Source organism: Paenibacillus sp. J22R98 (genome assembly GCF_059383835.1).
On the sequence record NZ_JBXENW010000002.1, the window covers coordinates 280604 to 307292 of the forward strand.

The following is a 26689-nucleotide window of genomic DNA, read 5'->3' on the forward strand; positions in this document are numbered from 1 at the left end:
GCAATAAGTCCTCTACGATTCGTTAGAATTTTTAAACTTACGAAATGGGCTGCCCGGAAAGAAGTCTGCGGTAGATACATGCGGTATGCGAACGTTCAGCCCCATGATCGATATAGAATCATATTTGCTGTGAGTGAGCTGATGGCGTCGGGGATAATCCCACTTGCCATCTTTTTTAATATGACAAGGGATCATGACAGTCCATTTTCCTATTGCGATCTAACAATTATGCAATTTTATCGTAAAAATGTTCAATGCCTCGCGGCTGCCTCGCAATGCGGATCAAATATTACCATAAATCCGTTAAATCCGCTATTCAAGCTCGATTCCTGCCCTTGTATAGTTAATTTATCAAATGAGTAAGGAGAACCAACACATGAAAACAGAGGTCAGAGTATCGTACGCGGCTTCCTTTAGGAAGAAGGTTTTATCCGACCGGACGAAGCTGTTTTTGCTTGGATTGCCGATCATTTTGTTAGTCCTCATCTTTCAATATATACCGCTGGCCGGCTGGATATTGGCCTTCTTCGATTACAAACCGGGCATCCCGCTGGCGAAGACACCGTTCGTTGGATTGAAGTTCTTCGAACTGATCACGACAAGCGGAAACGATCTGCTGAATGCGCTGAAGAACACGCTGGCGTTCTACTTCTTGAATCTCCTTACAAGTCCGTTGCCGGTCATCTTCGCAATTCTGCTATCTGAAGTGAAGCATACCAGCTTTCAGCGGATTGTGCAGACGATCATCACGCTTCCTCACTTTGTAAGCTGGGTTATCGTTTTCTCGCTGGCCTTCTCGATCTTCTCCAATGATGGTTTGCTCAACGAGCTGCTGATGAACCTGCACCTGATTAAAGAGCCGACCAATCTGCTCGGTAACGGTGACGCCGTTTGGATCTTCCAAACGATGCTGGGGATTTGGAAGTCGCTCGGCTGGGGAACGATTATCTACTTGGCAGCCATTATCGGAATCGATCAAGAGCTGTACGATGCCGCACATGTGGATGGAGCAGGGCGGTTCCGCAGAATCTGGCATATCACGGTACCCGGTGTAGCACCGACATTTATCGTATTGATGATTCTGGGCATGTCCAATTTACTCTCGGTTGGGATGGAACAATATCTGGTCTTCTATAACGGACTGGTGGCCGACAAAATAACGGTGCTCGATCTGTACCTGTACCGGACCGGCATATTGAATGCCGATTATTCGTACTCGACGGCGCTCGGGATGTCGAAGACCTTCATCAGTATTATCCTGCTCTTCTTTGCCAACGGCCTAGCCAAACGGATCAGAGGGTACGGAATTGTATAGCTTGGAACAAGGAGAGAGAGCATGAAAACGTTGACCACAATTAAATCATCATCGGGCATGTCCAATATCGGCTTTCAAATTGTGAATTATACGATCCTCACTCTGTTTATGCTTCTGTGTATCTATCCGTTCTACTATATTTTCATCTACTCCATCAGCGGCTCGCAAGAGGCGATGACCGGGATCACCTGGTTTCCCAAAGGTTTTACGCTAGTGTCCTATAGCAAGGTGTTCGAGTTTGACGGCATCTTGAGTGCAACGTTCATATCGGTTTCAAGGACTGTTCTCGGCACGCTCCTGACTACGTTCCTGTGCTCGCTGTTTGCTTACTTAATGACGATCGAGCAGTTCCCGATGCGGAAGTTCTTCTACCGATTTCTGGTTATCACGCTCTATTTCAACGCGGGGCTGATTCCTTGGTATTTGCTCATGAAGAACCTGCACCTCAATGACAACTTTCTGCTCTATATCGTGCCTGGTGCGATCAATGTGTTTTATATCATTCTGATCAAAACCTACATCGAACAGCTGCCTAAGTCGCTGGAGGAATCCGCTAAGATTGACGGCGCCGGCTACTTCACGATTTATTGGAAAATCATTATGCCGATCTCCACGTCCATATTGGCTACGATCGCAGTATTTACCGCAGTCGATCAGTGGAACAACTGGTTCGATAACTACATCCTCGTCAGCGATAAACACCTGCAGACGCTGCAATATGAGCTCTATAAGTACATTACTCAAGCATCCTCTCTATCGCGGCAATCCGGGATGGAGATTAATAGAGGCGGTGCAAACGCGGTCTATATGACGCCTCAAACGGTTCGCATGACGATAACGATGGTGGTCACATTGCCGATACTTTGTGTGTATCCGTTTATGCAGCGGTATTTTGTGAAAGGCATAATGATGGGCGCTATTAAAGGCTAAAGGCTAGGCAGGACTAAGGACGGATTACCCGGTACGATGCGTACTGATAATCAATATTGAATTAGGAGGAAACGAAGTGAGGAGAAGAAAGGGTATCAGGGGTACTTTGATGGCAATGCTCGCTTTGTTGTTCTTGTTCTCAGCGGCTGCATGCTCGGGGTCAAACAATGCCAATTCGAACACTGCAGATTCGACGAATGCGGGAACAACCAATTCAGATTCGAAGGAAGAGCCGAAGGAAGCGGCTGCGCCGGAGCCGGTTACGATTACGATGCTGGTCAACCAAGCGCCTGCGGTTCCGTTTGCTGAAACAGAAGTCGGCAAAGAGATTCAGAAGAAACTGGGCATCACAGTGGAGTGGGTAGTCGCCGAAGACGAGAAAATTAAGGTGCTGCTTGCTTCGGGAGATCTCCCGGACATCATCATGCTCAAGCCTGAGGATCAAGCGCGTGTTATCGAGGGCGGGCAAGTTATTGCCATGGATGACATGATCGAAACAAAAGGTCAAAATATGCTAAATAACGTACCTGAAGTCGTAGATTTCATGAGAAAGTTCCGCAGTAACGGCTCTAACAAGCTGTACTTCATGCCGGTCAACTCCGGGCCCGATATGATGGGTTTTGAAGCCAGCCTTGGCGTGGTTACGAGATGGGACTATTATAAAGAGCTGGGCTATCCTGCGATTACAAGTGAAGATGAACTGCTTAACATTCTTAAACAAATGCAGGATAAGCATCCGAAGACGCCGGAAGGCTACAAAACCTACGGTGTGGCAGCGTGGAACGACTGGGGATTGTGGAGCTACTACATGCCAATGGCGATTTTGTACGGGTACGCCGATTGGGGCAATAACGGCTACGTCGTGAAATCCGATACGAATGAGCTCGTCAACAACTTTACAGATACAGAAGGACCACTTTGGAAAACGGTAAACTTCTACTACAAAGCCAGAAAAATGGGGCTGCTTGATCCGGACTCCTTAACGATGCAATCCGGCGACTTCAGCGCCAAAATGGCAAACGGCTCGATTCTCTACTCTCCTGCGAGCTGGTTTAACGGCGGTTTCAACGGCAAGAACAATGCAAACGCAGTCGGCTATGCTACAATCCCGCTGGAATGGGGTCATCAATGGAATGGCGCCAACCAATTGGGTTGGTTCGACAAGTCGCTCGGTATAACGAAGAACTCCAAACATCCGGACCGCGCGATGGATCTGCTGAACTATCTGTGGTCCTATGAAGGCTCGCGCCTGGCTTACAGCGGTGTCAAAGGAACGGATTGGGATTTGGTATCAGGCGTTCCGACGATCAGCGATGCGATGAACAAAGCGAAGATCGAGAACGGCGATGCGTTCAGAAACACGGGCGTTCGTGCCGCGCAAACCGGGATTTATAACGGGTTGGGCAACTTTGTTATCAATCCGGAAGATAAGACGGAAGTGGATTTGTTCAGCTCTGCGAAATCGTTTAACGGTCTGCTTGATCCGCTTACGAAGGATTTCAGCGATCATTACGGCGTATCCTTCCCGGCGGAAATCTTCCTCAAGAACGTGGAAGCCGGCAAGTCGATCAACCAGCAAAACATGGATACTCGCATTCCTGCCGCGCTTCCCAGCACACCGGATGATATTGCGAGAATCGATGCCAAACTGAAAGAATTGATGATCAAAGCCGTTGCAAAAGCGATTATGGCGGATTCCGATGCTGACTTTGATGCGATCAAACAAAAAACATTGGATGATCTGAAATCTAACGGCGTCGAAACCTCCAACACTTGGTGGGTGAAGGCTTGGGATGACACGAAAGCAGCAGTCAATCAATAATTAGCCGCACATGGGGCACATCGCTAAGCATGACGCGGCGATGTGCCCCGTTTGATGAAAGGGAGAGAAGGGAATCGGAATGGATACATTGACGAAAGATCAGCGTTTGCAGCAGTGGTACCGCGATGCGCGTATTGGCTTGTTTTTGCACTGGGGCATGCACACGGGAGAGCATAAGACAGATCCGTTCGGACCGGATTTTCGCTATATTTATGAAACGGTTGAGGCCTTCGATCAGGCTGTGGAAGAAGCGGGTTGGAACGCGCAGCGGTGGGTCAGTACGGCTGTTAAGCTGCGTGCCAAGTATATAACGCTGGCTACCTTTCACTGTCAGCAGGGTTATTTGAAAATATGGCAATCGGATGTGGCGGGGAGCCAGAGCACGGGGCGCGACTATTTGCAGGAGATGCTGGATGCGGCTGAGGCCGAAGGCATCCGAATTATCGTGTATATTAACCGAGATTCGAAGAACGCCATTCACGGCGGCATCGAATGGTTGGATAAGGATGCTTATCAGTCCTATAAGAAGGATGAAACGGTTGATATTACGGCTCGTGACGGCTATTTGGCTTACAGCATCGAGGTTATGGAAGAGTTACTGGATCGTTATCCGCGCGTGGCCGGCTTCTGGTTCGACGGCTATCATGACAAGATCGAAGCGCAGGAGGTGTTTGCCAGACTCCATCGGAAGCGGGAGGACATCATTCTCATCAACAATGATTTCAGCAAAGGGCCAGTTGAGGATGAGGATGCCATGGCGCTGGAGGATTTCGGCAAGGTATGCCACCCGGACTATGATTGGGCAAGCGGCACATGGGTTGGACCGGGGGATAAGGAGTTTGCCTTCAAGGCCAAATGGGATTGGTGGTACTTGGGGGAAGGGAACGCGTCTTGGGGCGGCTTCGAGGAGAACTATGCGAATGTTCCGGACAATGCAACGCTTGTGAAGAAGATCGTTACGGTTGCAGGTACGTCATGGAATGCGCATCTCGGCTACGGTCCGAAGATTGGCGGGGAATTTCCGGAGGTGCTGGACAGCTTCACGGATCATTTTGACCGTTTCATGACTTGGGCTGAGGCGTCGATCTACGGTACGGTTGGAGGCGGCTATGATCAAGGCGGATTCCCGCCTGGGCATTGGAATGATGGCGCGTATGGGGTGACAACGGTCGTTCCCGGAGGGGAAACGCATTATCTGCATGTCCTTACCCCGCCTAGAGGTGAGGTTCTGGCCTTGCATGATGCGGGCTATGATGTGCTTGCAGCCGAAGATTTGAGAACAGGGGAGCTGCTGTCGTTTGAGCAAAAGAATGGATATCTGATGATTGACGTTCCATCATGGGAAACAGTGCATCTTGAGGGAGATCTGGTGATCAAAGTGTCGACAGCCCCTCATGTTCGCCTTGTCCCAACAGCGCTTCTTGATGCGAAGGCCAGCTCGGAGCTTCCGTATGCCTCGGCTGTTAATGTGCTGAATGATAACTATCAATCCTACTTCAGGGGGCCGGCAATGCGGGCATGGCCGCAATCGTTGACCTTGCATGTGACTTCAGGTGAGGCTGAATACGAATGGATGGGGCTTTGTATTACGCAGCCCGAGACCGGTGCTGTCCTTGAAGGGGGCTACGCGGCTCCGATTGGCGAACGGCTCAAGGGTTATGAGCTCCACGTTAGCCGGGATGGCGTAAACTGGGGCGAACCGATTGCATCCGGCGAGCTGCGCAATCAGCGCGGCATGCAGATGATTGCCTTCAAGCCGGTCAGCGGGGCGACGCATATCAGACTGACCGCGCTGAGCAATCACGGCGGCACGGAAACGTTCCAGCTGATTAGTTTGCGGCTGGTGCATGTTTGATTTTTTGTAGAGAGAGTAGCAGGAGCAGAGCGGGAAAAGCGAGAACCGAGACGCGTGGAAGACGCGCTCGGTTTCTTGCTGTATAGGATCAATTTGAGCGACTCCGCACGCGTGACGCGAGTTGCGAAATGCTCTAACGAACCGTACGGGGCTTATTTGCCCCGAAATAGCGCCCGAAATATTCTAACGAATCGTGGAGGTCCTATTCGGCGGATTACGGGTGAATTGGAGCCGGTTTTGCCATAATAAGGCCTCTATCGTTCGTTAGATTCTCGGAGGCGAGAAATCCGGACATATAAGGCCTCTGTGGTTCGTTAGCTTTTCGTGGAAAACTCTAACGAACCATACGGGGCTTATTTGCCCCGAAATAGCGCTCGAAATATTCTAACGAATCGTGGAGGTCCTATTCGGCGGATTACGGGTGAATTGGAGCCGGTTTTGCCATAATAAGGCCTTTACCGTTCGTTAGATTCTCGGAGGCGAGAAATCCGGACATATAAGGCCTCTGTGGTTCGTTAGCTTTTCGCGGCACACGGGATGTGAGTTGCGGAACGCTGAATTAGGAATGAGAATTCGCAGCATCGTTGTGACACGCAAGATTCGATTTGCCAAGATTAAGATTCTGGCGCAGGCCATTTTTTTAGATCCTGCTCCTTCAACGATCCTGCCCCTGCAATCATCCTGATTTTTCAAAAAAAGGCTTGCCCCATCCACAATTCATAGTTGACTTATCGGATTAATGTGTTTATTATAAAACCAACAACAAATAGTAAGAAGCCTACCGGACAACCGGAGGTTTCCCGACCGATACTCCTTCTTGGAGATTGGATTGGGAAACCTCCGGTTTTTCGTTTGGAATCCAAGAAAAAAGGGGTTTTGAAAGATGACAACTACCGCTAAATCGTTTCGAGCCATCACTCTGCTAACGATCTCACTTCTAAGCTTCGTCCTTATCCTATCTGCTTGCGGCAACAACAATTCCAACGGGGCTGCGGAAGGGAACAAATCCACGACGGCGTCCACCGAGACCACAACGGATGCCCCCAAAGCCTCCAAAGAAATTCGGATCGGCTATCAGAAATACGGCACGGTTAATATTCTCAAAGCTAAAGGGACGCTCGAGAAACGATTTGAGTCTGAAGGCTATAAAGTGACGTGGACGGAGTTCCCGGGCGGACCGCAATTGCTTGAAGCACTCAACGTGGGCAGCATCGACATCGGGCATACCGGAGAAGCGCCGCCGATCTTCGCGCAGGCAGCTGACACGCCGCTCGTCTATCTATCGCATGAACCTGTGAGCCCGAAGAGCGAGGGCATTATCGTACCCAAGGATTCCAAGATTGCTACACTTGCTGACCTGAAAGGGAAGAAAATCGCCCTGAACAAAGGCTCCAATGTTCACTATCTGCTAGTTAAAGCACTTGAGAAAGCTGGCGTCGACTACAAGGATATTACGACGGTCTTCTTGAAGCCCGGCGATGCTAGGGTTGCTTTCGAGAATGGAAGCGTAGATGCCTGGGTCATCTGGGATCCGTTCCTGGCTGCTGCTCAGACGGCTACCGGGGCGAAGCTTCTGACAGATGGAGAGGGTCTTGTATCGAATATCGAATTCTATCTGGCTTCGCGTTCGTTCGCGGAAGCGAATAAACCGGCGATCGATTCGTTCATCGACGAGTTGAACAAGGTTGACGAGTGGTCCAAAGCCAATCAGAAGGAAGTGGCAGCACTCCTATCGCCGCAGCTCGGCATCGACATTCCATCGCTTGAGCTCGCATCTGGCCGTAGAGATTATGGCATATCGCCGATCGACGATGCCATTATCGAAGCGCAGCAGAAGATTGCCGATACATTCTTCAACCTGCAGCTGATCCCGAAAGAAATTAATGTTAAGGATGCCACACTGAAATAATCGAACATTTGAATGTAGATGAAAGGGTGATTGAAATGGAAGTATTCTGGTTTATTCCGACACATGGAGATGGGCGTTATCTGGGTTCTGCTGAAGGAGCGCGCGCCGTTGATGCAACGTATATGAGGCAAATCGCGCAAGCAGCGGATCGACTTGGCTACGGCGGTGTGCTGCTGCCGACAGGGAGCTCATGCGAGGATGCATGGGTAGTGGCTTCTTCGCTCATTTCGGCTACGGAGAAACTTAAGTTTCTCGTCGCCTTGAGACCGGGCTTGATGTCACCGACCTTATCGGCCAGAATGGCTGCTACTTTCGATCGGCTTTCAGGAGGAAGACTGCTCGTCAATGTCGTCACTGGGGGAGACCCGGTAGAGCTGGCGGCAGACGGTTTGTTCCTCGGACATGATGAACGCTACGATCTGACATCGGAGTTTCTTGAGGTGTGGCGTAGGGAGCTTGCGGGAGAGACGGTCGATTACGAAGGAACCCACCTTAAGGTGGAAGGCGGCAAAGTGCTCTACCCTCCGGTCCAAAAGCCTTATCCACCGCTCTATTTCGGCGGATCATCACCGGCTGCGCAGGAAGTGGCAGCTGACCATATCGATGTCTACCTGACGTGGGGCGAGCCCCCGCAAGAAGTAGCTGAGAAGCTGGATCGTGTTCGTAAGTTGGCAGCTGAGCGTGGCCGCGAGGTTCGTTTTGGCATTCGCCTTCATGTCATCGTTCGTGAAACGTCTGAAGAAGCTTGGAAGGAAGCCGATCGCCTCATCAGCAAGGTTGACGAAGAAGCGATTGCAGCTGCCAAGAAGGTGTTTGCCCGTTATGATTCGGAAGGGCAGCAGCGGATGACGCGCCTTCATGGCGGAGATCGAAGCCATCTTGAAATTTATCCGAACCTGTGGGCAGGTGTTGGTCTTGTCCGAGGCGGAGCGGGTACAGCACTAGTAGGCAATCCCGCTGAAGTGGCCGCGCTCATGCAGGAGTATGCAAATCTCGGTATTGATACATTCATTCTGTCGGGTTACCCGCATCTGGAAGAAGCGTACCAGTTCGCTGACCTGGTATTCCCACTGCTACCCTTGAACCGGGCGGCAACGGTGCAAGGCCCGTCTTCGACCAGTCCGTTCGGCGAGCTTATCGCGAACTCGATCAAGCCGTCGGAACGAGCGCCGGTTAGCTAGGAGGGGAAGCAAATGAAGAGTCCAGCAGATAACAAGTGGAAAACCAGAACGCTATCCGTAGGACTTGAATGGGTCATTCCGATCCTGGTCGTGGTGCTGTGGCAGTGGCTAGGCAGCGTGGGCTGGATATCCTCCCGCATCTTGCCGACACCGCTATCCGTACTTGAAGCAGGCGCTAAGCTCGTGCGAAGCGGAGATTTGTTCATTTATATTGGGGACAGCACACGGCGTGCACTTATAGGTTTTGCGATTGGCGGCGGCATCGGATTTGTCCTGGCCATTCTGAACGGCTTGCTTCCATTGTCGGAAAAGCTTACGGATTCCAGTATCCAGATGATCCGCACGATCCCGCATCTATCTCTTATTCCGCTGATCATCGCTTGGTTTGGCATTGGCGAACAAGGTAAAATTTTTCTAGTCGCACTGGGAGTGGCTTTTCCGATTTATCTGAATACGCTCCACGGCATAAGGTCGATCGATCCCGGCTTAATCGAGATGGGGCGGACCTATGGTTTAAAAGGGTACTCCTTGTTCCGTACGATTATTTTTCCGGGCGCGCTTCCGTCTATCTTAGTGGGGCTGCGATTCGCGCTCGGCATTATGTGGATTACGCTGATCGTATCCGAAACGATATCCTCGAACAGTGGCATTGGCTATATGGCCATGAATGCCCGTGAATTTTTCCAGATGGATGTCGTCGTGCTCAGCATCGTCATCTACGCTTTGCTAGGCAAGCTGTCGGATTGGATGGCAAAGCTTATGGAGAGGAGTTGGCTGAAATGGCATTCGCACTTCCGTCCAGGAAAATAAGCGAGGAACCCGAAGCGAAGACGCCGCTGATTGTACACGAGGCGAATCGTGGACTTCAGGTGGACGTCCGTGGCGCGAGCGTTCACTTCGGCGATCTCGCCGTTCTGAGAGAATTGGTATTGTCCATTCCATCCGGGCAATTCTTGGCCGTTGTGGGCAGAAGCGGCTGTGGCAAGAGCACGCTGCTGCGGCTGCTCGGCGGCTTGGAAGTCGCATCGCAAGGATCGGTCACGTTCGGCGGTACAGGAACAGCCTCTTCCGGACTCCGATCGGATGTGCGCGTAATGTTCCAAGACGCAAGGCTGCTGCCTTGGAAATCTGTGCTCGATAACGTTCGGATTGGCGTGCCGGGCGGCGATCGCCGCAAAGCGATGGATGCGCTTGAACTCGTTGGACTCGCTGATCGTGCGAAAGAGTGGCCGTCTGTGCTTTCAGGTGGTCAAAAGCAGCGCGTTTCGCTGGCTAGAGCGCTCGTCGGAGATCCGAGTCTGCTGCTGCTTGATGAACCGCTTGGCGCGCTCGATGCGCTCACTCGAATCGAGATGCAGCAGCTGATCGAGCGGCTGTGGAGGGAGAGACGGTTCACGGCCGTTCTCGTAACCCATGACGTCAGTGAGGCCGTCGCTCTCGCCGATCGAGTGGTACTGGTGGAGAACGGCACCATTGCACAGGATGTCCCCATTGCCTTGGCACGCCCGCGCGAGAAGGACAGTGGGTTTACCCACTATGAGAACACCATATTAAATCGCGTACTTGCGAGGCGGCCGCCGGATGGCGATCGCAACGGATTCTCGATCTAACCCTACAACGAACTGACCAATGATGGAGCGCAAACTCCCTTGGTCAGTTTTTTTATTGTCTGGAGGGGATGGCTGTCATGGGGGTGCCTAGTCCTTTTATCCCCTGCGAGCATATCATGATCTCATTACTTGCTAAATGGAGATGAAGCGATGTCAGCCCCTATCAAGAGCAGAGCTAGCAACGCCCGAATAGATGTCCTGATCCCGGCAATCGAGAAGGATTTATCGACGCTGCCCTACGTGATTGATGCTGTGCGTAAACAGGTAAAGCATCCCATTGGCCGCTTTATGATCGTAGCTCCGAACCGGGAACGAATGCGGAATCTGTGCAAACGCAAGAGATGCACGTTCGTCAACGAGAATACGGTCCTCCCGATCACGAAACGAAACATCAACTATCGCTCCAAGAAGTGGGAACGGTCAGGATGGATGTTTCAGCAATTATTGAAAATGGGCGGGGACAGATTATGTACCTCGAAGTACTTCCTGGTTATCGACGCAGACACCATCTTAATCCGGCCTCATGTGTTCCGAACGGGCAAGAAGACACTGTTCTATACCCGCAGTTGGAGTCAGCCTGAATATTTCCGAACCTATCGCAAGCTTATGGGAAAGCGTGCTGCTTCACCGACTTCCTTCGTTGCCCACTATATGCTGTTTGAGAAAACAAAGCTGCGGCAATTGAAACGGACCATTGCAGCGAAACACGGGATGAGCTGGTACTCGGCGATACTCCGGAAGATGGACAAAACAAAACAGTTTGCCTTCTCTGAATTCGAAACCTACGGCAACTTCCTGTATGCTCAGAACCCGGGCGGGATTGCTCGCAGGAAGGCGCTGAACAAGAGTTTATCGACGAGTATTGCGCGAATGACACCTAAACAAATGAAGAGGCTGGCAAAGAGCTATCGCTCGCTCTCTTTTCATAAACGGAAAGGCTATTCGAGGAAAGCAGCCGGGAAGCGAAGATGACTCCTTATCAGGTCATTTGGAAAGGACCTGTAAAGAGAGCTTCGGGTCTAGGGATTGCAAGCAGAGAGTATATTCGAGCATTGAGACGGCAAGGGGTTTCTGTCTCCGTTGGGACAGCGAGGAAGGGATCGCGCAAACGCCCCAGAGTCCTCATCTATCATCACGCCCCGAATTCACTTCACGTGAAGAAGGAAAGAAAGAATTACAACGTAATTATCATGAATACAGTCTGGGAGACGACTCGTATCCCTGTTCAATGGCGGGCGCCTCTTAATAAAGCCGATGCGGTGTGCGTCCCTTCGCTCCAGAACAAGCGGGCTTTAATTGCTAGTGGCGTGAAGGTGCCTATATTCATTGTTCCTCATGGCGTGAATGCTCGAATATTCAATCCGGGGAATAAGAAGCTGCCCCTGCCAAACGCAAAAGGGACATTTGTATTTGTTTCCGTATTCGGCTTTCAGCATCGTAAAAATCCAGAGGCACTGTTGAGGGCTTATTGGGAGGAGTTCTCCTCCGCAGACAAAGTACTGCTAATCATCAAAACAAACGGTTATGCACGCTATGAGAACGAGAGATGGATCCGGGGCCGTATACAAACCTACAAAAAAAGGCTTGGCATCCGCAAGAAAACAGCACCGGTTAAGCTCATAGCGAGGCATCTGAGCCCGATGAAACTGAGAGGGATTTATACGCGCGGTGATGCTTTTGTGCTTCCTACCCGAGGAGAAGGTGTCGGTTTGCCGTTCTTAGAAGCATTAGCCAGCGGTATTCCCGTAATCGCAACCGGCTGGGGCGGACATATGGACTTCTTAACCAGAGGGAACTCCTATTTCATTACTTATAAACTGCGGCATCCGACCAGCAGCATGAATCGGAAGTCATCCATAGCCCGTTCGTTTCGTAAGCTGTTTGCGGGGAAGGGGCAGAGCTGGGCGGAAGTCGATATCGGCAGCTTGAGAAGACAGATGAGAGCAGCGTACCGTCATCCTGGACTATGTAAGAAGAAAGGGCGGCGTGCGCGGCAGGATGTGCTTAAGCAATCTTGGGATCGTGCAGGCCGTACGATGAAGAGAGTGGTTGAACAGGTTATCCGGAAGAAAAGAAAATGATCGCGGCTTCTACTAATTCGAGGGGGAGGAATAGACGTGCGGATTGTTCTGCTTGGCGGCGGTTCCGGTAAAAGACTCTGGCCGTTATCGAATGAGATTCGTTCGAAAATATTTCTAAAGCTTCTGCCCTCGAAGGATGGCGGCATGGAATCGATGATTCAGCGAATTTGCCGGCAATTGGAGGAAGCGGGTTTACTTCCTCAAACCTCGATTGTCGCGCATCAGAGCCAAGCGGAAATTATGAATAATCATATCGGTGATGAAGTCCCATTCATCGCTGAGCCTCATCGGAGGGGCACCTTCACGGCAGTTGCTTTAGCCGTGAGTTATTTGCATGCCAAGCAGCAGGCGGCTCCGGATGAAACGATCTGCGTAATACCGGCGGATTTATTTGCCGAGTCGGATTTCTTCCACTTGCTGAGCCGGTTTCCTGAGATCCTCAAGCAGTCGGGTTCGGAGCTGGCTCTGCTTGGAACAACTCCGAATCATCCCTCCAGCCAATTCGGCTACATTGTGCCTGTGCCGCAGCAAGAGTCAACGCAGAAGGACTACTTGGAAGTCGCCCATTTCGTGGAGAAACCGGATGAAGAGAACGCGCTGCGCCTCATCAGCAGCCATGCCATGTGGAACTGCGGCGTGTTCGCTTTTCCATTGTCATTTATGCTTTCCAGTCTGCAGAGCAGAGGCTTGCCGATCGATTACGACGAGCTGCTGGGCTGCTACGAGCAACTGCCCGAAGCGAGCTTCGATGTCGAGATCGTGGAGAAAACGCAGCCGGTCGTCGCCCTCCAATACGGGAACATGTGGAAGGACTTAGGTGATTGGAGCGTGCTGCCGAACTATTTTGGAAGCAGTGTACTTGGTCTGGGGGAGATCTCCAGCGATTGCGAGCATACGCATTTGGTCAACGAGCTTACCTATCCGATTCATGTTGTGGGTGTTTCGAATATTATCGTAGCCGCCAGCGCAGATGGGATTCTCGTCGCCAATAAGGACAAATCCAACCAAATTAAGAAGCTGCGGAGCAGCCGGCAGCAGCCGATGTACGGGGAGAAAAGATGGGGAACCTATCGCGTATTGGATCAGTCGAAGAAGGACGGCAGTCTGCTGGAAACGTTAACGAAGAAAGTAGAGTTGCTGCCCGGGAAACATACAAGCTATCATTCGCATCAGAAGCGGCAAGAGATCTGGACGATTATTTCCGGTCATGGAGAGTTCATCTTGGAAGGCGTAAGTACGCCTATTCAGACCGGGGATGTACTGCAAATTGCTGCCGGGGCCAAACATGCCATCAAAGCAGCTACGGCGCTGGAATATATTGAAATCCAGATCGGGACGGAGCTCGTTGATACAGACATCCTGCGGCTCGCCGTGACCTGGGAAGAGATAGTTCAGTATTGCAAGAAGGGATGAGTGAGAGCAACTGGTTGGCGCGGTAGGCGACTAGCAAGGTGGGGCACTGACTTAGAAACGAGATTGCTATGCTTAAGTAAGGCTGCTCCGTTGCTGTGGTTATCCTCTAACGAATCGTAGGGGCCTTATTCGGGCGAAAATAGCAGGTTTTCGGATCTAACGAACCGTGGAGGTCTTATTGCGAGGAATCGGAGTAATAATGGGGGATTTGCCGCCCAATAAGGCCCGTATGGTTCGTTAAAATTTCAAAACCGGTTATTTTAATGAAATAAGACCTGTACGGTTCGTTAGCGTGAAATCGCCGCTGTGGCATCGCCAATCACCACTAGACTCATGAAGCAAAAGGGAGCCACAAGTGGCCCCCCATTCACATCAGCTAAATATAGCCGTCTTCGCACTATAGTAGTCCCGGACGATAGCCTCGGCCTTCTTGCCGTACATACAGTAGTCCTTATTAGCCGCTGCGTCCTCCGGCATGTACAGCTTAGCCGGCCAATCCCATAGCATGAAGCCCTCGACCCAGTCCCGCTTGCCGCAGTGGCTGAACATAGCTTCGTAATAGCACGCTTGAACATCCTCGCTTGCTTCGCCCGGCAAGCCCCAATCGTTCGGCAGATGCTGCGAGCCTTCGCGGCTTGGACAGCCTGCTTCCATGAACATAAACGGCTTGCCGTGCTTCTTCACGACACCTTCGATCCGATCAAGCTGCTCCTCCCAAGTGTCGATCGGATAGTAGCCGCTGGACGAAATAACATCCACCGCATCCCACCAGCTCACTTGATTCTCTTGGTATTTGTCGCAGTTGTACGTAATGACGCCGGAGTAGACACGTCTTACCTCCGCTATCAATGCGCGCCACTCCGCAGCCCGCCGATCCGTTTGCACCATTTCGCATCCGACGCAGAGCATCTCGCAGCCGGTTTCTTCTGCGATCTGCGCGTAATGGAGCATGAAACGGGTATACGAAGCGAACCACTCCGACCACTTCGGCTCGCATGGGACATCCACATCGAAGAAGTTAATATGTGCGCGCCAAGTGCCGTTCGCGCAATTGACGACCGGCTTCAGGCAGACTTGCAGACCAAGCGATTTTGCTTTCTCGATGGCCCAGCGAACTTCTTCATCCGTCACGGTAGGCGCATCCCCATACTTAATTTCCGTTGCCTGCGGATGTGCCTGCAGCGCCGCGAAAGTGATTGCCGTCCAGTTGACGGCCAGCCCTTCTTGCATCAGCTCCATCGAGCGTTCCGCCTGCTCAGTCTTCCATGTTCCTCTAATTCCGGTCCAGCCCCAAGTCATGCCACCATAGTAGTTCGTCGATTTCTGCACGCCGTCTCAGCCCCCATCTCATTACGCAGGATGATCGTTCCTGCTTCATTGCTCCAGTAAAACAAATGCGGGGGAGTGCAGTCAATAGCCATTTATGGGCGCAAACCATAAAGTCAATTGAAGACTACAAATCACAATTGAAACCATTTTACCCCCTTCGCGATTGGCTTATAGTTACACATGTAAGCGATATCATAATCGAAACAGGGGGAACAACAAATGAAAAAAACGATCTCGTACACGATGATTTCACTTCTTCTCGTCACCTCACTGGCTGCTTGCGGCAGCAATAATGAAAGCGCAAACACGAACGCGAATGCGGCAGCGGACACGGCAAACGCAGACACTACGAATAACGCGGCGGCTACAAACGATGCAATCACGGACAATGCGGCAGCGACGAACGAAGGCGGAGAAACGAAAGAGCTGAGCGGTAAAGTCGTGTTCCTAACGAACCGTACAGATATGGTAGACAAGGAGTACAACGATTACGAGAAACGGTTCGAAGCGAAGTACCCTGGCGTAGACCTGCAATTCGAAGCCATTACCGACTATGAGAAAAACGAGAAAATCCGCATCGCTTCCGGTACTTACCCGGATGTAGTGCTGCTCGGCGGATTGATTCCAAACTCCGATTATCCGAAATATTTTGCACCGCTGGATGATATCAAGTTCTCCGGCGACATCTACTTCAAAGACTTCAAATCCTTCGAAGGCAAATCATACGGGATTTCCTCCGGCAACAGCACGGTGGGGATTGTGTACAACAAGAAAGCTTTTGAGAAAGCAGGCGTTACGGCCATTCCGAAAACATACGATGAATTCCTGGCAGCCTGCCAAAAGCTGAAGGATGCCGGCATCGTGCCGCTCGCATCGAACTTCAAGGATAAATGGCCGCTTGGCGCTTGGTCCGGCGATGTACCGACCATTATCGGCGGAGCTGCAGATCACCAGAACAAACGTAAAGACACGGATACGCCATTCACAATGGACAACGTTTACGGCAAATCGTGGAGCATCATCCGCGAGCTGAAAGAGAAAGGATTCCTGGAGAAGGACGTGAACTCCACGAACTGGGAGCAGTCCAAGAAGGATGTAGCCCAAGGCAACTTTGCCATGTACCTGCTGGGTAACTGGGTGATTAACCAAGTGATCGATGCCGGCGCACCGGCGTCTGATGTAGGGTTCTTCCCATTCCCTGCCGACAACTCCGGTCAAGCAAAAGCACCGCTTAACCCGGATTGGTTCTATGGCGTCAATAAAGACGGCAACGTGGAAGCAGCCAAAGCGTTCGTGCAATGGATGATCGAGGAGTCCGGCTACGATGAATTCGCAGGCTTCATTCCGACTTTGAAGGACAAACAACCGAAGCTTGCGCAGCTGGCAGAATTCAACACGTACAACCCGACTTATTTTGAAGCTGTAGCCGGTGACGACGTAGCGACGCAAATTCTGAATAAAGCGCAAATCGATCAAGATGCCATTCTTCAAGAGTTCGTTCTCTCCAAAAACCCGCAGGCTGTACTGGATAAAGTGAACGCAGAGTGGGCGAAAGCGAAGAAACAAATCGTGAAATAATCGATAAGCTAGGGCGATTTTACCAAGGTGGAACGGCTCTCTCGGGTTCGAGGGGAGGGCTTCCCTCCACAAGGTGAAATGCAGAAAGGAATGATCGCATCATGCTAAGCAACCTATCCTTTAAGAAACAGCGCATCATTATCATTACCTCCTTCACGATCATACCGCTGCTGCTGCTGCTGACCTTCTCCTATTATCCGACCTTGGAGCTGTTTCATCTTAGCTTCACGAGCTGGGACGGACTGAGCCCGGATAAAGAATGGATCGGCTGGGACAATTACAAGGAAGTTTTCACCGACCCCGATATCTTCGGCGTGTTTAAGCACAATTTTGCCTATTTCGCTGTAGGGATCGTGCAGAATATCGCAGCCATTTACTTTGCAATCGTCTTGAACGGCAAGCTGAAGGGACGATATTTCTTCAGACTGCTGCTCTTTTTACCATATATCCTAAACGGCGTTGCGGTGGCATACCTGTTTGGTTATGTGTTTGACACGACGCAAGGCTCGCTTAATACGCTGCTTGCTGCGATTGGCCTAAGTGGTGAAACCAGCTGGCTCGGCAGTGAATCCTTCGTCAACTACACGCTGGCTTCGATCGGCTTCTGGCGGTTTATGGGCTTTAACATGGTCATCTATTTGGCGGCGCTGCAGTCCATTCCATCGGATCTGTACGAAGCGGCTCAAATCGACGGAGCGAACTCTTGGAAGCAATTTCTCTTCATTACCTTGCCTAATATTTATAAAATCATCGAGCTTAACCTCTTCCTCACCGTCACCGGAGCACTTGAGGTATTTGACCTTCCGTTTGTGCTAACGAACGGCGGGCCGGCAGGCGCGAGCGAGACCTATGTGTTCAAAATCATTGCAACGGCGTTCCAATTCAATAATTACGGCTTGGCATCGGCGATGAGCGTCGTGCTTCTATTAATAGTAGTGCTTGTCCTATCGATTCAGCGTCTGCTCTTCAGCAAAGGAGGGGACTAGACATGCGCACGCAGAATCCTATTGCATCGACAGTGAAATATTTGACGCTGCTGTTCGCGGCTTTCATGATCGTATTCCCGCCTTACGTCATTATCGTAAATGCCTTCAAGACGAAGGAAGAGTTCCAAACGAAGTCGACGATGTCCTTGCCGGATTCGTTCTTCCATTTCGGCAATTTCGTGCATGCGTTCCAGCAGGCGAATATGACGAAGGCTTTTGGCAATACACTGGTTATTGTTGCGGTTACGCTGATTCTGAACATCGTGCTCGGCTCGGCGTTCTGTTACGCGGTTGGGCGGTTTACGTTCAAGTTCAAAGGGTTCCTCGTCGGTCTGTTTCTGATGGCGACGGTCATTCCTTCGATTACGACGCAGGTCGTGAACTTCAAGACGATCCAATCGATGCATCTGACGAACAACCTGATGGGTCCGATGCTGATCTATATTGGCGCTGATATTTTGCAAATCTACATCTATCTGCAGTTCATTCGCAATGTGCCGTATGAGCTGGATGAGAGTGCGATGATCGAAGGCGCTTCGTTGTTCAAAATCTATACGACGATTATTTTCCCGCTGCTGGCACCTGCGACGGCGACGATCGTGATTCTGAAGACGATCAGCATTTATAACGATATATACACGCCATTCTTATATATGCCGACGCCTGAGCTGGTCGTTGTATCGACCTCGTTAATGCGATTCTTCGGCGTAAATAGCGGAGATTGGCAGAGCATCTCGGCGGCTATCATCATCATCATGATTCCGACTTCGCTGCTTTACTTGTTCCTGCAGAAATATATTTTTGCCGGCGTGACGAGCGGTGCGGTAAAATAAGGCTACTTTCGCTTGGGCGGTGAGGAAAAGACATGAAAATCATGATCGTGGACGACGAGCAGTTCATCCGTCTTGGCCTCGAGAAAATCATTTCGAAGAGCGATGAAACGCATGATGTGATCGGTTCCTTCAGCAACGGTCAGGAGGCATGGAATTTCCTGCTGGGGCATGAGAGCCAAGAGCCGGATGTGCTCATTACGGATATTAAGATGCCGATGATGGACGGGCTGAAGCTGAGCGAGCTTGTGCGGGAGAAATATAAGAACATCACCATCATTATTCTGAGTGGCTTCAGCGATTTTGAATATGCGCGGTCTGCGCTGCGGTTTGGGGTTAGAGACTACTTGCTGAAGCCGGTGGATAAGAGTGCATTGTTCGACTTGCTCGGCAAAATCCGCTTGGAGAAGAGCGCTGTCAGCGAGGCTTCGGTGGAAGACGGTGCGCAGCTGGAAAGCGACCATTATATTATTGAACAGATGAAGGATATTCTGGATCGGGAATATGATAAGAACTTCGAGCTGGAGCGGCTGGCTGACAGTGTTGGCATGAACGCGAGCTACATTAGCAGGCTGTTCAAGCACAAGACGTCGATGACGATTACGGACTACTTGATTCAGCTCCGAATTGAGAAGGCGAAGCAGTTTCTGGCCGATCATCCGCATTTGAAGAATTACGAGATTTCGCATCTGGTCGGCTATAGCGACCCGGTTTACTTCAATAAACTGTTTAAGAAAATGGTCGGCGTGACGCCGAAGGATTATAAAGATAAACATCGCTGGCCTTAGGGGGCGATGGTAGTAGAGTTGAGGCTAGCCGGACGATTGAGTTCGGCTAGCCTTCTTTAGTCATGGGAGCGCGAGTCATCGCGGAATTTGGCCGGTGTGACATGCATGAGCGAGTGGAAGGTGCGCGTGAAGTAATGGACGGAGCCGAAGCCGGTGCGCTCAGCGATTTCCTTAATTGTAAGCTCCGAGTATCGTAACAGCTCGGCCGCCCTGCGAACGCGTTGTTGGCGGACGTAATTGGTGTAGGATTCATTGACACCGGAAGAGAATAGGCGGGACAGGTGGCGCGGCGATAGATTGATCTGGGCTGCGACCTTGTCGAGCGACAGCTCATCATCGTTTAAATTATCCGTGATGAAGAGCTTCGCTTGCTTCAGCAGTGCAGCCCAGCTCCGGCGCGGCATCGCCGGCATATTGCTCGGCTGCATCAACGGCTTGCAGAACACGCCGGGGAAGGCAAGCAGAAGCGACGCTGCTAGCTGAGGGAGCACGGAATCCGGCAAAGAGGGCGAATCTCCGGGGCGTCTCAGCAGCGACCGCCACAGCTCGGCGGCAGGCATATCGTCGGTGTTTTGGACGACGCAGGTTTCCGTTTCCGCCAGCGCTTGGAAGGCGCCGCGTATCGCATCAGAGCTTCCTTTCTCGTCGAGCTCGAAGGCGACGAAGAGCAGGCTGTTCTCCGGCTCCCCTTGGATGAAGTGCGTGATGCCGGGGCGTGAGCAGAACATCGTCCCCTTTTGCAAAGGGTAGGTGATGCCATCGTCGAGATAGGAGCCTTTACCGCCAAGTACATAGCAAATTTCGAAGAAGGAATGCTTATGCAGAAAATTGGAAGTGTGGCGCTCGTGCACGCCCCAGTAATGAACGGTAAATACCGCATCGGCTGTTTTAAGCCGCAAGGCGTATTGATTCAGCCAAGTGTCGCTTTCTTCCCACAGATACATGACAAACAGGCACCTCCGTGCAGATTGATATTGGAATGGCGTGAAAAGACAAAAAGCTGGCTTCAACGGCTAAAGACCGAAACCCCTTGATTCTACTACAATAAGGTCATAGGAAAGCGAATACACTCTTAGGGGGATTGTAGCATGATTACAGCTCAGGATGTAGAATTTTACAAAGAAAATGGTTACTTGCTTGTGAAAGGCGTATTCAACAAAGAAGAAATCGTACAGATGCGTAAAGCGGTGGACGGTATTATCGATCGCGCAGCAAGAGCGAATATGGATCACAATGCACAATGGCAAGGTGACTTCCTGCCGGCAGAAGAATTGAAGAAGCTCGTTCTGAAAGGGTTCCATGATGTGCATTACCATGATGCTTCCTTCCTTCGCGCTTTGTCGCACCCGAACATGACGGATGTGCTGTCGCAAATTATTGGACCAAACGTTCAACTGCACCATTCCAAAATGCTGGTGAAGCCGCCGGAAAACGGTGCCGCGTTCCCTATGCACCAGGATCACCCGTACTTCCCGCATGAGCAGCATACGATGCTGGCTGCAAGCGTTCATCTCGACGATGCAGACTTGGAAAACGGCTGCTTGCACGTTATGCCAGGTTCGCACAAATGGGGCGAGCTGCCGCATATGGGCAGACATTACCTGAACGCGAAGGAATATCCGGTATCCGATGGTGTGCCATGTGTAGCAGAAGCAGGCGATGTGCTGTTCTTCAACTACTTGACCATCCACGGCTCACCGGCAAACCGCAGCGAGCGCACTCGCCGCAACGTGCTGTTCCAGTACCGCAGCGCAACCGACTTCCCATCCAAACAAGAGCATATCAACTGGGGCATGGGCCTCATGGTATGCGGCGAGAATCCAAACTTCAATAAAGCTAGACCGGAATACTCGGTTATCTCCATCTAAAAAGTAGCCGGACAGGGGCGATCCTGTCCGGCTTTTTGTTTTTGTTTTAGCTCGTTTGAATTTCGAGCGTTGCAAGCCGCGAACCCTTGGTTATGCGCAAACCGTGCAACCCCCGCAAACCCAGCGAACCCAGCGAACCCCTGCGAACCCCTGCGAACCCCCACAAACCCCCCCGCGAACCCTGTGAACCTCGCGAACCCCCACAACCCTGCTAACCGCCCCTATAAACCGTTCAGCCCCGCGCCCCCGGCCACTCATCCAACCCTGTCTACTTGCTAATCCACGAACCCACGAACCCAACTACCTCATATCGCATAAGCGGATATGTCACTAAATTGCGAACAACCAGCATGATTTATGCTCGAAAGCGGATATGCCGCTTAAAGTAGCGCATACCCGCCAAATTCACTCCAGCGTCGCGTGGTTTTCTGAGCAACAGCGGATATACCGCTTATTGCGATCAAACTAACCCGTTTTTAAGCTCGAAAGCGGATATGCCGCTAACAGTCCCTCAATCCCGCCGGATTCGCTCGATTCCACTTTGTACGAGAGTCGGGAAACCCAACTCTCGACGACCAAACTAAACTAAGCCGTGTATGCCCGATATTGAGAGTTCAAAAACCGAACTCTCAATATCATAAACGCTTGAAACAGAAGCCGAGAGTCTCAAAATAAGACTCTCAGCGATCAAACTAATCAAATTCCGTGCATGCCGGGGGCTGAGAGTTCGAATATTGAACTCTCAGCAGCAAAAACGCTTGAAACACAAGCTGAGAGTCTCAAAATAAGACTCTCAGCGACTAAATTAACCGAATCCTGTCCGCGCCGGAGGTTGAGAGTCGGGAAATCCGACTCTCAACGGCAAAACCGCAAGAAAAAGAAGCTGAGAGTAGGAAAATCCGACTCTCAGCCTCCAAACTAACCAAATTCTGTCCGCGCCGGAGCGCGAGAGTCGGGAAGCCCGACTCTCACTCTCATCTCCCACCAAGCGATTACTCATCGTCCTCGCCACCCGTTCACCTCTCTTCATATGGACTTCATTTATGCGTGCTATTGTGAATAGCGGAGAACAAATAGAGAGGTGGAATCCTAACCTTATGGATCGTTCCAGTTTGAAATTAATGGCCGCGGCGATGCTGCTGACGGCGATGCTGACGGGATGCGGCGCGCAAAACGACGAGCAGCAGCCGACTAATAACGGACAAGCGGCTGTTGGCGGTTTTAAAGGCGCCGGTTTGAATCAGCCGGATCGGACAGCGGACTTTTTGGCTAAAGTGGTGAAGGTGTCCGGCGATGCGATTATTGTGCAGAAGTCAACGTTAAATCCGGCGGATATGCCGCGCGGAGGCGGATTCGGTGGAGGCGGTGGCGGGCGTCCGAATCGGGACGGACAGGGCAAAGCCGGCAACGGCGCCGCTCCAGAGGGCGATGCTTCCCAAGCTGGCAACGGCACCGCCCCGCAAGGCGACGCGCCATCAGCTGATGGCGCAGCTGCAAACGCCCCACAAGGCAGCGAAGGCGGCAAGCGCCAGGGTGGCAGATTCGGCGGAGGCGCCGGCTTCATGGATCAGATGAAGTTTGAAGATGCGCAGACAACCGTGGGGGTTGACGCCGACACGGAAATCGAGACGATTAGCCGCGGTCAGGACGGAATGAGCACGAAAACGCTCCAAACCACGGATTTGAAAGAGGGCGACATCCTCACCGTATGGTTGGCCTCCGACAACAAGACGGCGCAATATATTTCGCTCCGGTTCAATCCGGGATCCCTAGGAAAGGCAGGAAACGGGCAATGAGAAAATGGTGGCTGCTCGGAATCGGTGTGCTGCTAGTTGCGGCCGCGGTTGTGGTTTATATGAGAATGGGAGACAAGAAGGAGCCGCTGGCACAGGTACAATCTACAACCCAGGTGGTAAAAGGCACGATTGAGGTACATGTAAGTGGAACCGGCAGCTTGGCCCCGCTCGACAAACAAACGGTTAAAGCAACCGAGCAAGGTACTGTTGAGAAGGTAAACGTGAAAGAAGGCGACATCGTCAAGAAGGGCGATGTATTGCTGACGATCGAAGGCGTGGACAACTCCGACAAAATCAAATCGGAAAAGCTCAACCTCGAAAGCAAGCTGCTAGACTTGGAGGATACGCAGTCCAAGCTGAAAACAGCGACGGAGGAAGGCGACATTTCCAACATTAAACTAAGCTTGAAGAAACAACAGCTCGCGATCGAGCAATCCAGAACATCGATTGCCGACTTGGAAGAAAGCGAAGAAGGAAGCACGGTTACGGCGCCAATCGATGGCACAGTTACAACGTTATCGATTGTCGCAGGGGACTCCTTGAATCCGTCCACTGAAATTCTGACAATCGCAAACTATGCCTCATTGCAAATGGTCGTTGGCATCGACGAGCTCGATATTGCCAAGGTTAAAGAAGGCCAGCGTGCAACGATCTCCGTGGAAGCCTTGGCTGATCAGACCTTCACAGGCAAAGTTGTCAAAATCGCGGACGAAGGTACAGCGAGCAACGGAGTAGCATCATTCGATGTTACAGTGGCCTTAGATAAAGCGCAAAATCTCAAGAGCGGTATGTCCGCGGAAGCGAGCATCGAGATCGAGAAGAAAGAAAATACGCTCATGCTTCCGATTGATGCGGTTCAATCGTTAGGCAAACGCTACATGGTTATGCTCCCAGCGGGCACGCAAACGGCAGGTGCCAATGCTGCAGGAGGACAAAACACAACAGGCGGCAGCAAAACAGATGCAACGACCGATAAAGCGGGATCCGGCGATCAGCAAACGCAAAGCCAAGGCCAATCCAGAGGCCAAGGCCAACAAGGTCAAGGCAGAGGACAATTCACTGGCCAAACCGGCTCAGGCGGCGGTCAATTCGCAGGTCGTGCAGGCGCCAGAAACGGTGCAAGCAGCCGCTTCGGCAATGGCATTCCGACAATGATTCAGGTCGGCATTCATAATGAAGACTTCATTGAGATTCTGTCAGGACTTAAGGAAGGCGACAAGGTTGTAGTGCCGACGATTGTGGCTTCATCTCCTACATCCGGAGCACAAGCCGGCTTCGCAGGCGCAGCTGGCGGCTTCGGCGGATTTGGCGGAGCAGGCGGCTTCGGCGGCGGCGGCGGATTCCAACGTACCGGTGCAACACAACGTACCGGAGGTACTCAAGGTGGAGGCGGTGGAGGCACCGGCGGCGGAGGAACACGCTAATGGAAGCCAAACGCGAAGCACTCATTCATATCGAGAACCTATCCAAATTGTATAAAATGGGCGGGGAAACCGTCCACGCACTTAGCGATATTTCGCTGAAGGTCGATTACGGTGATTTTATCGCCATTATCGGTCCGTCGGGTTCCGGCAAGTCGACGCTGATGAATGTCATCGGCTGTCTGGACGCGCCGACCGATGGCAAATATTGGCTGGATGGCGAGGAAGTGAGCCGACTTCGGGAGAACCGGCTCGCTGAGATCCGCAACAGCAAGATTGGATTTATTTTTCAAGGCTTCAATTTGCTCAATAAGCTGTCTGCCCTTGAAAATGTTGAGCTTCCGCTCATCTACCGAGGTGTCCCTGCCAAGCAGCGCAAGGAGCAGGCCATTGAAGCGCTCACCAAGGTTGGGCTGGAAGAGCGCGTCAAGCATAAGCCCAGCGAGCTGTCCGGCGGACAACAGCAGCGCGTAGCCATCGCAAGAGCTTTAGCGGGTAATCCGCCGATACTGCTCGCCGATGAGCCGACCGGAGCACTCGATACGCGCACCGGGATTGAGGTTATGGGGCTAATGAAGGAATTGAACAAGCAAGGGCATACCATTGTCCTCATCACGCATGATACGGCGATTTCGCAGCAAGCGCGGCGGGTTGTACGTATACAAGATGGTCAAATCAGTGAAGAAGGCGGTGAGAGACGTGAACGTCAGTCAAGCCTTCAAAATGGCGGCTAAAAGCATCCTTTCCAACAAAATGAGATCGCTGCTCACGATGCTGGGCATCATTATCGGGGTAGCGGCCGTCATTGCTTTGGTCGGTGTCGGCCAAGGGACAACGAAGCAGGTCACCGATCAGGTGCAGAGCTTGGGCACGAATCTGCTCACCGTCAATATTACGGGGCGCGGCTCCAAGACGACCGTGGACTATAAGGAAGCGGAAGAAATTACGGCGAAGGACGACATCGCTTTCGCCGCTCCAATCAATCAATCGAACGCGACCGTGAAGAACGGAAGCGAGAGTACGTCAGTCAGCGTAGTAGGGACGACGGAAGACTACCTTGACGTGAAGGAATATAATGTAGCGGCAGGGCGGTTCGTAGCGCAAATCGACCTCGATTACTATCAGAAGATTGCGGTGCTCGGATCGACGACGGCGACGGATCTGTTCGGCACATCAAACGCGGTCGGGCAAACGTTTCTGATAAACGGGGTCAGGTACAAAGTGGTTGGCGTGCTGGCTTCTAAGGGAAGCTCGCTGACCGGCTCTAACGATGAAGTGGTGGTCATTCCGATCACGACGGCGGAGCGATTGTTTAAATCCAAAGGGGTCAAAACAATCAACGTCCAAGTGGCGGATGCCGACAAAATGGATGCCGTCGTAACAGAGCTTGAGACGGCGCTCACGAAGAAGTTCCGCGGCGATACGGACAGCTTCCGCGTCTTCAACCAGCAGGATCTGCTGGATTCCTTCAGCAGCATCTCGGATACGTTGTCGCTGGCACTTGGCGGCGTTGCGGCGATTTCCCTGCTCGTTGGAGGTATCGGCATCATGAACATTATGCTCGTGTCCGTCACCGAACGGACGCGGGAGATCGGAATTCGCAAAGCGATTGGCGCGAAGAAGCGGGATATTCTAACCCAGTTTCTGATTGAGGCCATCGCCTTAAGCGGTCTGGGCGGTTTGCTCGGCGTCGGCATCGGCGTCGGGGCCGCGCAGCTGTTATCCAAGACGATGAGCATGACGGTCGTCTTGTCACTGCCGATTATCGGCTTGGCATTCGGATTCTCGGTTTTCATCGGTGTTGTGTTCGGCCTGTTCCCGGCGAACAAAGCATCCAATTTGCGGCCTATCGAGGCCTTGCGATTTGAATAGCTCTTTAGAGGAGTACGTAAGCGAGGGGGAGGCCTTCTCGTTTACTCTCCTCTTTTTTATATCCCAGCTGTCCTATTTATTATATTTACGATAGGGATTCAACTC

22 protein-coding genes are annotated in these 26689 nt (G+C 51.7%); 20 read left to right on the forward strand and 2 right to left on the reverse strand.

Going from position 1 to position 26689, the window contains the following annotated elements:
- The first annotated feature begins 376 nt into the window (after positions 1-376).
- From AC50Y3_RS06935 to AC50Y3_RS06985, 11 genes are all read left to right on the forward strand, one after another.
- Positions 377-1315, forward strand: coding sequence for an ABC transporter permease (locus AC50Y3_RS06935; RefSeq protein WP_494818043.1), 939 nt, complete (start codon positions 377-379; stop codon positions 1313-1315).
- Between the two features lie 21 nt (positions 1316-1336).
- Positions 1337-2245, forward strand: coding sequence for a carbohydrate ABC transporter permease (locus AC50Y3_RS06940; protein ID WP_494818044.1), 909 nt, complete (start codon positions 1337-1339; stop codon positions 2243-2245).
- A gap of 76 nt (positions 2246-2321) precedes the next feature.
- Positions 2322-4067 (forward strand): type 2 periplasmic-binding domain-containing protein, encoded by a 1746-nt coding sequence (locus AC50Y3_RS06945; protein ID WP_494818045.1) that lies wholly within the window; start codon positions 2322-2324, stop codon positions 4065-4067.
- Between the two features lie 79 nt (positions 4068-4146).
- On the forward strand, positions 4147-5922 hold the full coding sequence (locus AC50Y3_RS06950) for an alpha-L-fucosidase (protein WP_494818046.1): 1776 nt from the start codon (positions 4147-4149) through the stop codon (positions 5920-5922).
- An 883-nt stretch (positions 5923-6805) separates the two neighbouring features.
- Positions 6806-7831: a sulfonate ABC transporter substrate-binding protein gene (locus AC50Y3_RS06955; RefSeq protein ID WP_494818047.1), complete on the forward strand. Its 1026-nt coding sequence runs from the start codon at positions 6806-6808 to the stop codon at positions 7829-7831.
- Positions 7832-7866: 35 nt separating this feature from the next.
- Complete coding sequence (gene ssuD / locus AC50Y3_RS06960) at positions 7867-9012, forward strand: FMNH2-dependent alkanesulfonate monooxygenase (protein WP_494818048.1); 1146 nt, start codon at positions 7867-7869, stop codon at positions 9010-9012.
- Positions 9013-9024: 12 nt separating this feature from the next.
- Positions 9025-9822 carry an ABC transporter permease subunit gene (locus tag AC50Y3_RS06965; protein WP_494818049.1) on the forward strand — a complete coding sequence of 266 codons (798 nt, stop codon included), beginning with the start codon at positions 9025-9027 and terminating at the stop codon, positions 9820-9822.
- Positions 9792-10622, forward strand: a complete 831-nt coding sequence (locus AC50Y3_RS06970) for an ATP-binding cassette domain-containing protein (RefSeq protein WP_494818050.1) — start codon at positions 9792-9794, stop codon at positions 10620-10622. The genes AC50Y3_RS06965 and AC50Y3_RS06970 overlap by 31 nt, the downstream gene beginning before the upstream one ends.
- Before the next feature lie 150 nt (positions 10623-10772).
- Positions 10773-11594 carry a DUF6492 family protein gene (locus tag AC50Y3_RS06975; RefSeq protein WP_494818051.1) on the forward strand — a complete coding sequence of 274 codons (822 nt, stop codon included), beginning with the start codon at positions 10773-10775 and terminating at the stop codon, positions 11592-11594.
- A 182-nt stretch (positions 11595-11776) separates the two neighbouring features.
- Positions 11777-12703: a glycosyltransferase family 4 protein gene (locus AC50Y3_RS06980; RefSeq protein WP_494818052.1), complete on the forward strand. Its 927-nt coding sequence runs from the start codon at positions 11777-11779 to the stop codon at positions 12701-12703.
- Between the two features lie 36 nt (positions 12704-12739).
- Positions 12740-14116, forward strand: coding sequence for a sugar phosphate nucleotidyltransferase (locus AC50Y3_RS06985; protein ID WP_494818053.1), 1377 nt, complete (start codon positions 12740-12742; stop codon positions 14114-14116).
- Between the two features lie 372 nt (positions 14117-14488).
- Here the strand turns inward: AC50Y3_RS06985 and AC50Y3_RS06990 are convergent, their stop codons facing one another.
- On the reverse strand, positions 14489-15415 hold the full coding sequence (locus tag AC50Y3_RS06990; protein ID WP_494818602.1) for a glycoside hydrolase family 113: 927 nt from the start codon (positions 15413-15415) through the stop codon (positions 14489-14491).
- Between the two features lie 249 nt (positions 15416-15664).
- On the opposite strand from AC50Y3_RS06990, the gene AC50Y3_RS06995 reads away from it, so the two are divergent.
- The 4 genes from AC50Y3_RS06995 to AC50Y3_RS07010 all read left to right on the forward strand — a co-directional run bounded on the left by AC50Y3_RS06995 (position 15665) and on the right by AC50Y3_RS07010 (position 19627).
- Complete coding sequence (locus AC50Y3_RS06995; protein WP_494818054.1) at positions 15665-17023, forward strand: ABC transporter substrate-binding protein; 1359 nt, start codon at positions 15665-15667, stop codon at positions 17021-17023.
- Positions 17024-17124: 101 nt separating this feature from the next.
- On the forward strand, positions 17125-18009 hold the full coding sequence (locus tag AC50Y3_RS07000; protein ID WP_494818055.1) for a carbohydrate ABC transporter permease: 885 nt from the start codon (positions 17125-17127) through the stop codon (positions 18007-18009).
- A 2-nt stretch (positions 18010-18011) separates the two neighbouring features.
- On the forward strand, positions 18012-18842 hold the full coding sequence (locus AC50Y3_RS07005) for a carbohydrate ABC transporter permease (protein ID WP_494818056.1): 831 nt from the start codon (positions 18012-18014) through the stop codon (positions 18840-18842).
- 32 nt (positions 18843-18874) lie between these two features.
- Positions 18875-19627 carry a response regulator transcription factor gene (locus tag AC50Y3_RS07010; RefSeq protein WP_494818057.1) on the forward strand — a complete coding sequence of 251 codons (753 nt, stop codon included), beginning with the start codon at positions 18875-18877 and terminating at the stop codon, positions 19625-19627.
- A gap of 56 nt (positions 19628-19683) precedes the next feature.
- On the opposite strand, the gene AC50Y3_RS07015 is transcribed toward AC50Y3_RS07010, so the two are convergent.
- Positions 19684-20571, reverse strand: a complete 888-nt coding sequence (locus AC50Y3_RS07015; protein WP_494818058.1) for an AraC family transcriptional regulator — start codon at positions 20569-20571, stop codon at positions 19684-19686.
- Between the two features lie 144 nt (positions 20572-20715).
- Between AC50Y3_RS07015 and AC50Y3_RS07020 the strand changes: the two genes are divergently transcribed.
- From AC50Y3_RS07020 to AC50Y3_RS07040, 5 genes are all read left to right on the forward strand, one after another.
- On the forward strand, positions 20716-21495 hold the full coding sequence (locus tag AC50Y3_RS07020) for a phytanoyl-CoA dioxygenase family protein (protein ID WP_091222056.1): 780 nt from the start codon (positions 20716-20718) through the stop codon (positions 21493-21495).
- Positions 21496-22592: 1097 nt separating this feature from the next.
- Positions 22593-23291, forward strand: coding sequence for a hypothetical protein (locus AC50Y3_RS07025; RefSeq protein ID WP_494818059.1), 699 nt, complete (start codon positions 22593-22595; stop codon positions 23289-23291).
- The gene (locus AC50Y3_RS07030) at positions 23288-24715 is read left to right on the forward strand and encodes an efflux RND transporter periplasmic adaptor subunit (protein ID WP_494818060.1); all 1428 of its coding nucleotides are present in this window, start codon (positions 23288-23290) and stop codon (positions 24713-24715) included. Before AC50Y3_RS07025 ends, AC50Y3_RS07030 begins: the two co-directional genes overlap by 4 nt.
- On the forward strand, positions 24715-25446 hold the full coding sequence (locus AC50Y3_RS07035) for an ABC transporter ATP-binding protein (protein WP_494818061.1): 732 nt from the start codon (positions 24715-24717) through the stop codon (positions 25444-25446). Before AC50Y3_RS07030 ends, AC50Y3_RS07035 begins: the two co-directional genes overlap by 1 nt.
- Complete coding sequence (locus AC50Y3_RS07040) at positions 25412-26584, forward strand: ABC transporter permease (RefSeq protein ID WP_494818062.1); 1173 nt, start codon at positions 25412-25414, stop codon at positions 26582-26584. The genes AC50Y3_RS07035 and AC50Y3_RS07040 overlap by 35 nt, the downstream gene beginning before the upstream one ends.
- The last annotated feature ends 105 nt before the right edge of the window (positions 26585-26689 follow it).

Bases quoted from the DNA above. Each gene is read 5' to 3' on its own strand.
- AC50Y3_RS07025 (WP_494818059.1), top strand. From the start codon at position 22,593: ATGGATCGTTCCAGTTTGAAATTAATGGCCGCGGCGATGCTGCTGACG.
- AC50Y3_RS07035 (WP_494818061.1), top strand. From the start codon at position 24,715: ATGGAAGCCAAACGCGAAGCACTCATTCATATCGAGAACCTATCCAAA.
- AC50Y3_RS06970 (WP_494818050.1), top strand. From the start codon at position 9,792: ATGGCATTCGCACTTCCGTCCAGGAAAATAAGCGAGGAACCCGAAGCG.
- AC50Y3_RS06935 (WP_494818043.1), top strand. From the start codon at position 377: ATGAAAACAGAGGTCAGAGTATCGTACGCGGCTTCCTTTAGGAAGAAG.
- AC50Y3_RS06995 (WP_494818054.1), top strand. From the start codon at position 15,665: ATGAAAAAAACGATCTCGTACACGATGATTTCACTTCTTCTCGTCACC.
- ssuD (WP_494818048.1), top strand. From the start codon at position 7,867: ATGGAAGTATTCTGGTTTATTCCGACACATGGAGATGGGCGTTATCTG.
- AC50Y3_RS06965 (WP_494818049.1), top strand. From the start codon at position 9,025: ATGAAGAGTCCAGCAGATAACAAGTGGAAAACCAGAACGCTATCCGTA.
- AC50Y3_RS06955 (WP_494818047.1), top strand. From the start codon at position 6,806: ATGACAACTACCGCTAAATCGTTTCGAGCCATCACTCTGCTAACGATC.
- AC50Y3_RS07005 (WP_494818056.1), top strand. From the start codon at position 18,012: ATGCGCACGCAGAATCCTATTGCATCGACAGTGAAATATTTGACGCTG.
- AC50Y3_RS06990 (WP_494818602.1), bottom strand. From the start codon at position 15,415: ATGACTTGGGGCTGGACCGGAATTAGAGGAACATGGAAGACTGAGCAG.
- AC50Y3_RS07030 (WP_494818060.1), top strand. From the start codon at position 23,288: ATGAGAAAATGGTGGCTGCTCGGAATCGGTGTGCTGCTAGTTGCGGCC.
- AC50Y3_RS06940 (WP_494818044.1), top strand. From the start codon at position 1,337: ATGAAAACGTTGACCACAATTAAATCATCATCGGGCATGTCCAATATC.
- AC50Y3_RS07000 (WP_494818055.1), top strand. From the start codon at position 17,125: ATGCTAAGCAACCTATCCTTTAAGAAACAGCGCATCATTATCATTACC.
- AC50Y3_RS07015 (WP_494818058.1), bottom strand. From the start codon at position 20,571: ATGTATCTGTGGGAAGAAAGCGACACTTGGCTGAATCAATACGCCTTG.
- AC50Y3_RS06975 (WP_494818051.1), top strand. From the start codon at position 10,773: ATGTCAGCCCCTATCAAGAGCAGAGCTAGCAACGCCCGAATAGATGTC.
- AC50Y3_RS07010 (WP_494818057.1), top strand. From the start codon at position 18,875: ATGAAAATCATGATCGTGGACGACGAGCAGTTCATCCGTCTTGGCCTC.
- AC50Y3_RS07020 (WP_091222056.1), top strand. From the start codon at position 20,716: ATGATTACAGCTCAGGATGTAGAATTTTACAAAGAAAATGGTTACTTG.
- AC50Y3_RS06950 (WP_494818046.1), top strand. From the start codon at position 4,147: ATGGATACATTGACGAAAGATCAGCGTTTGCAGCAGTGGTACCGCGAT.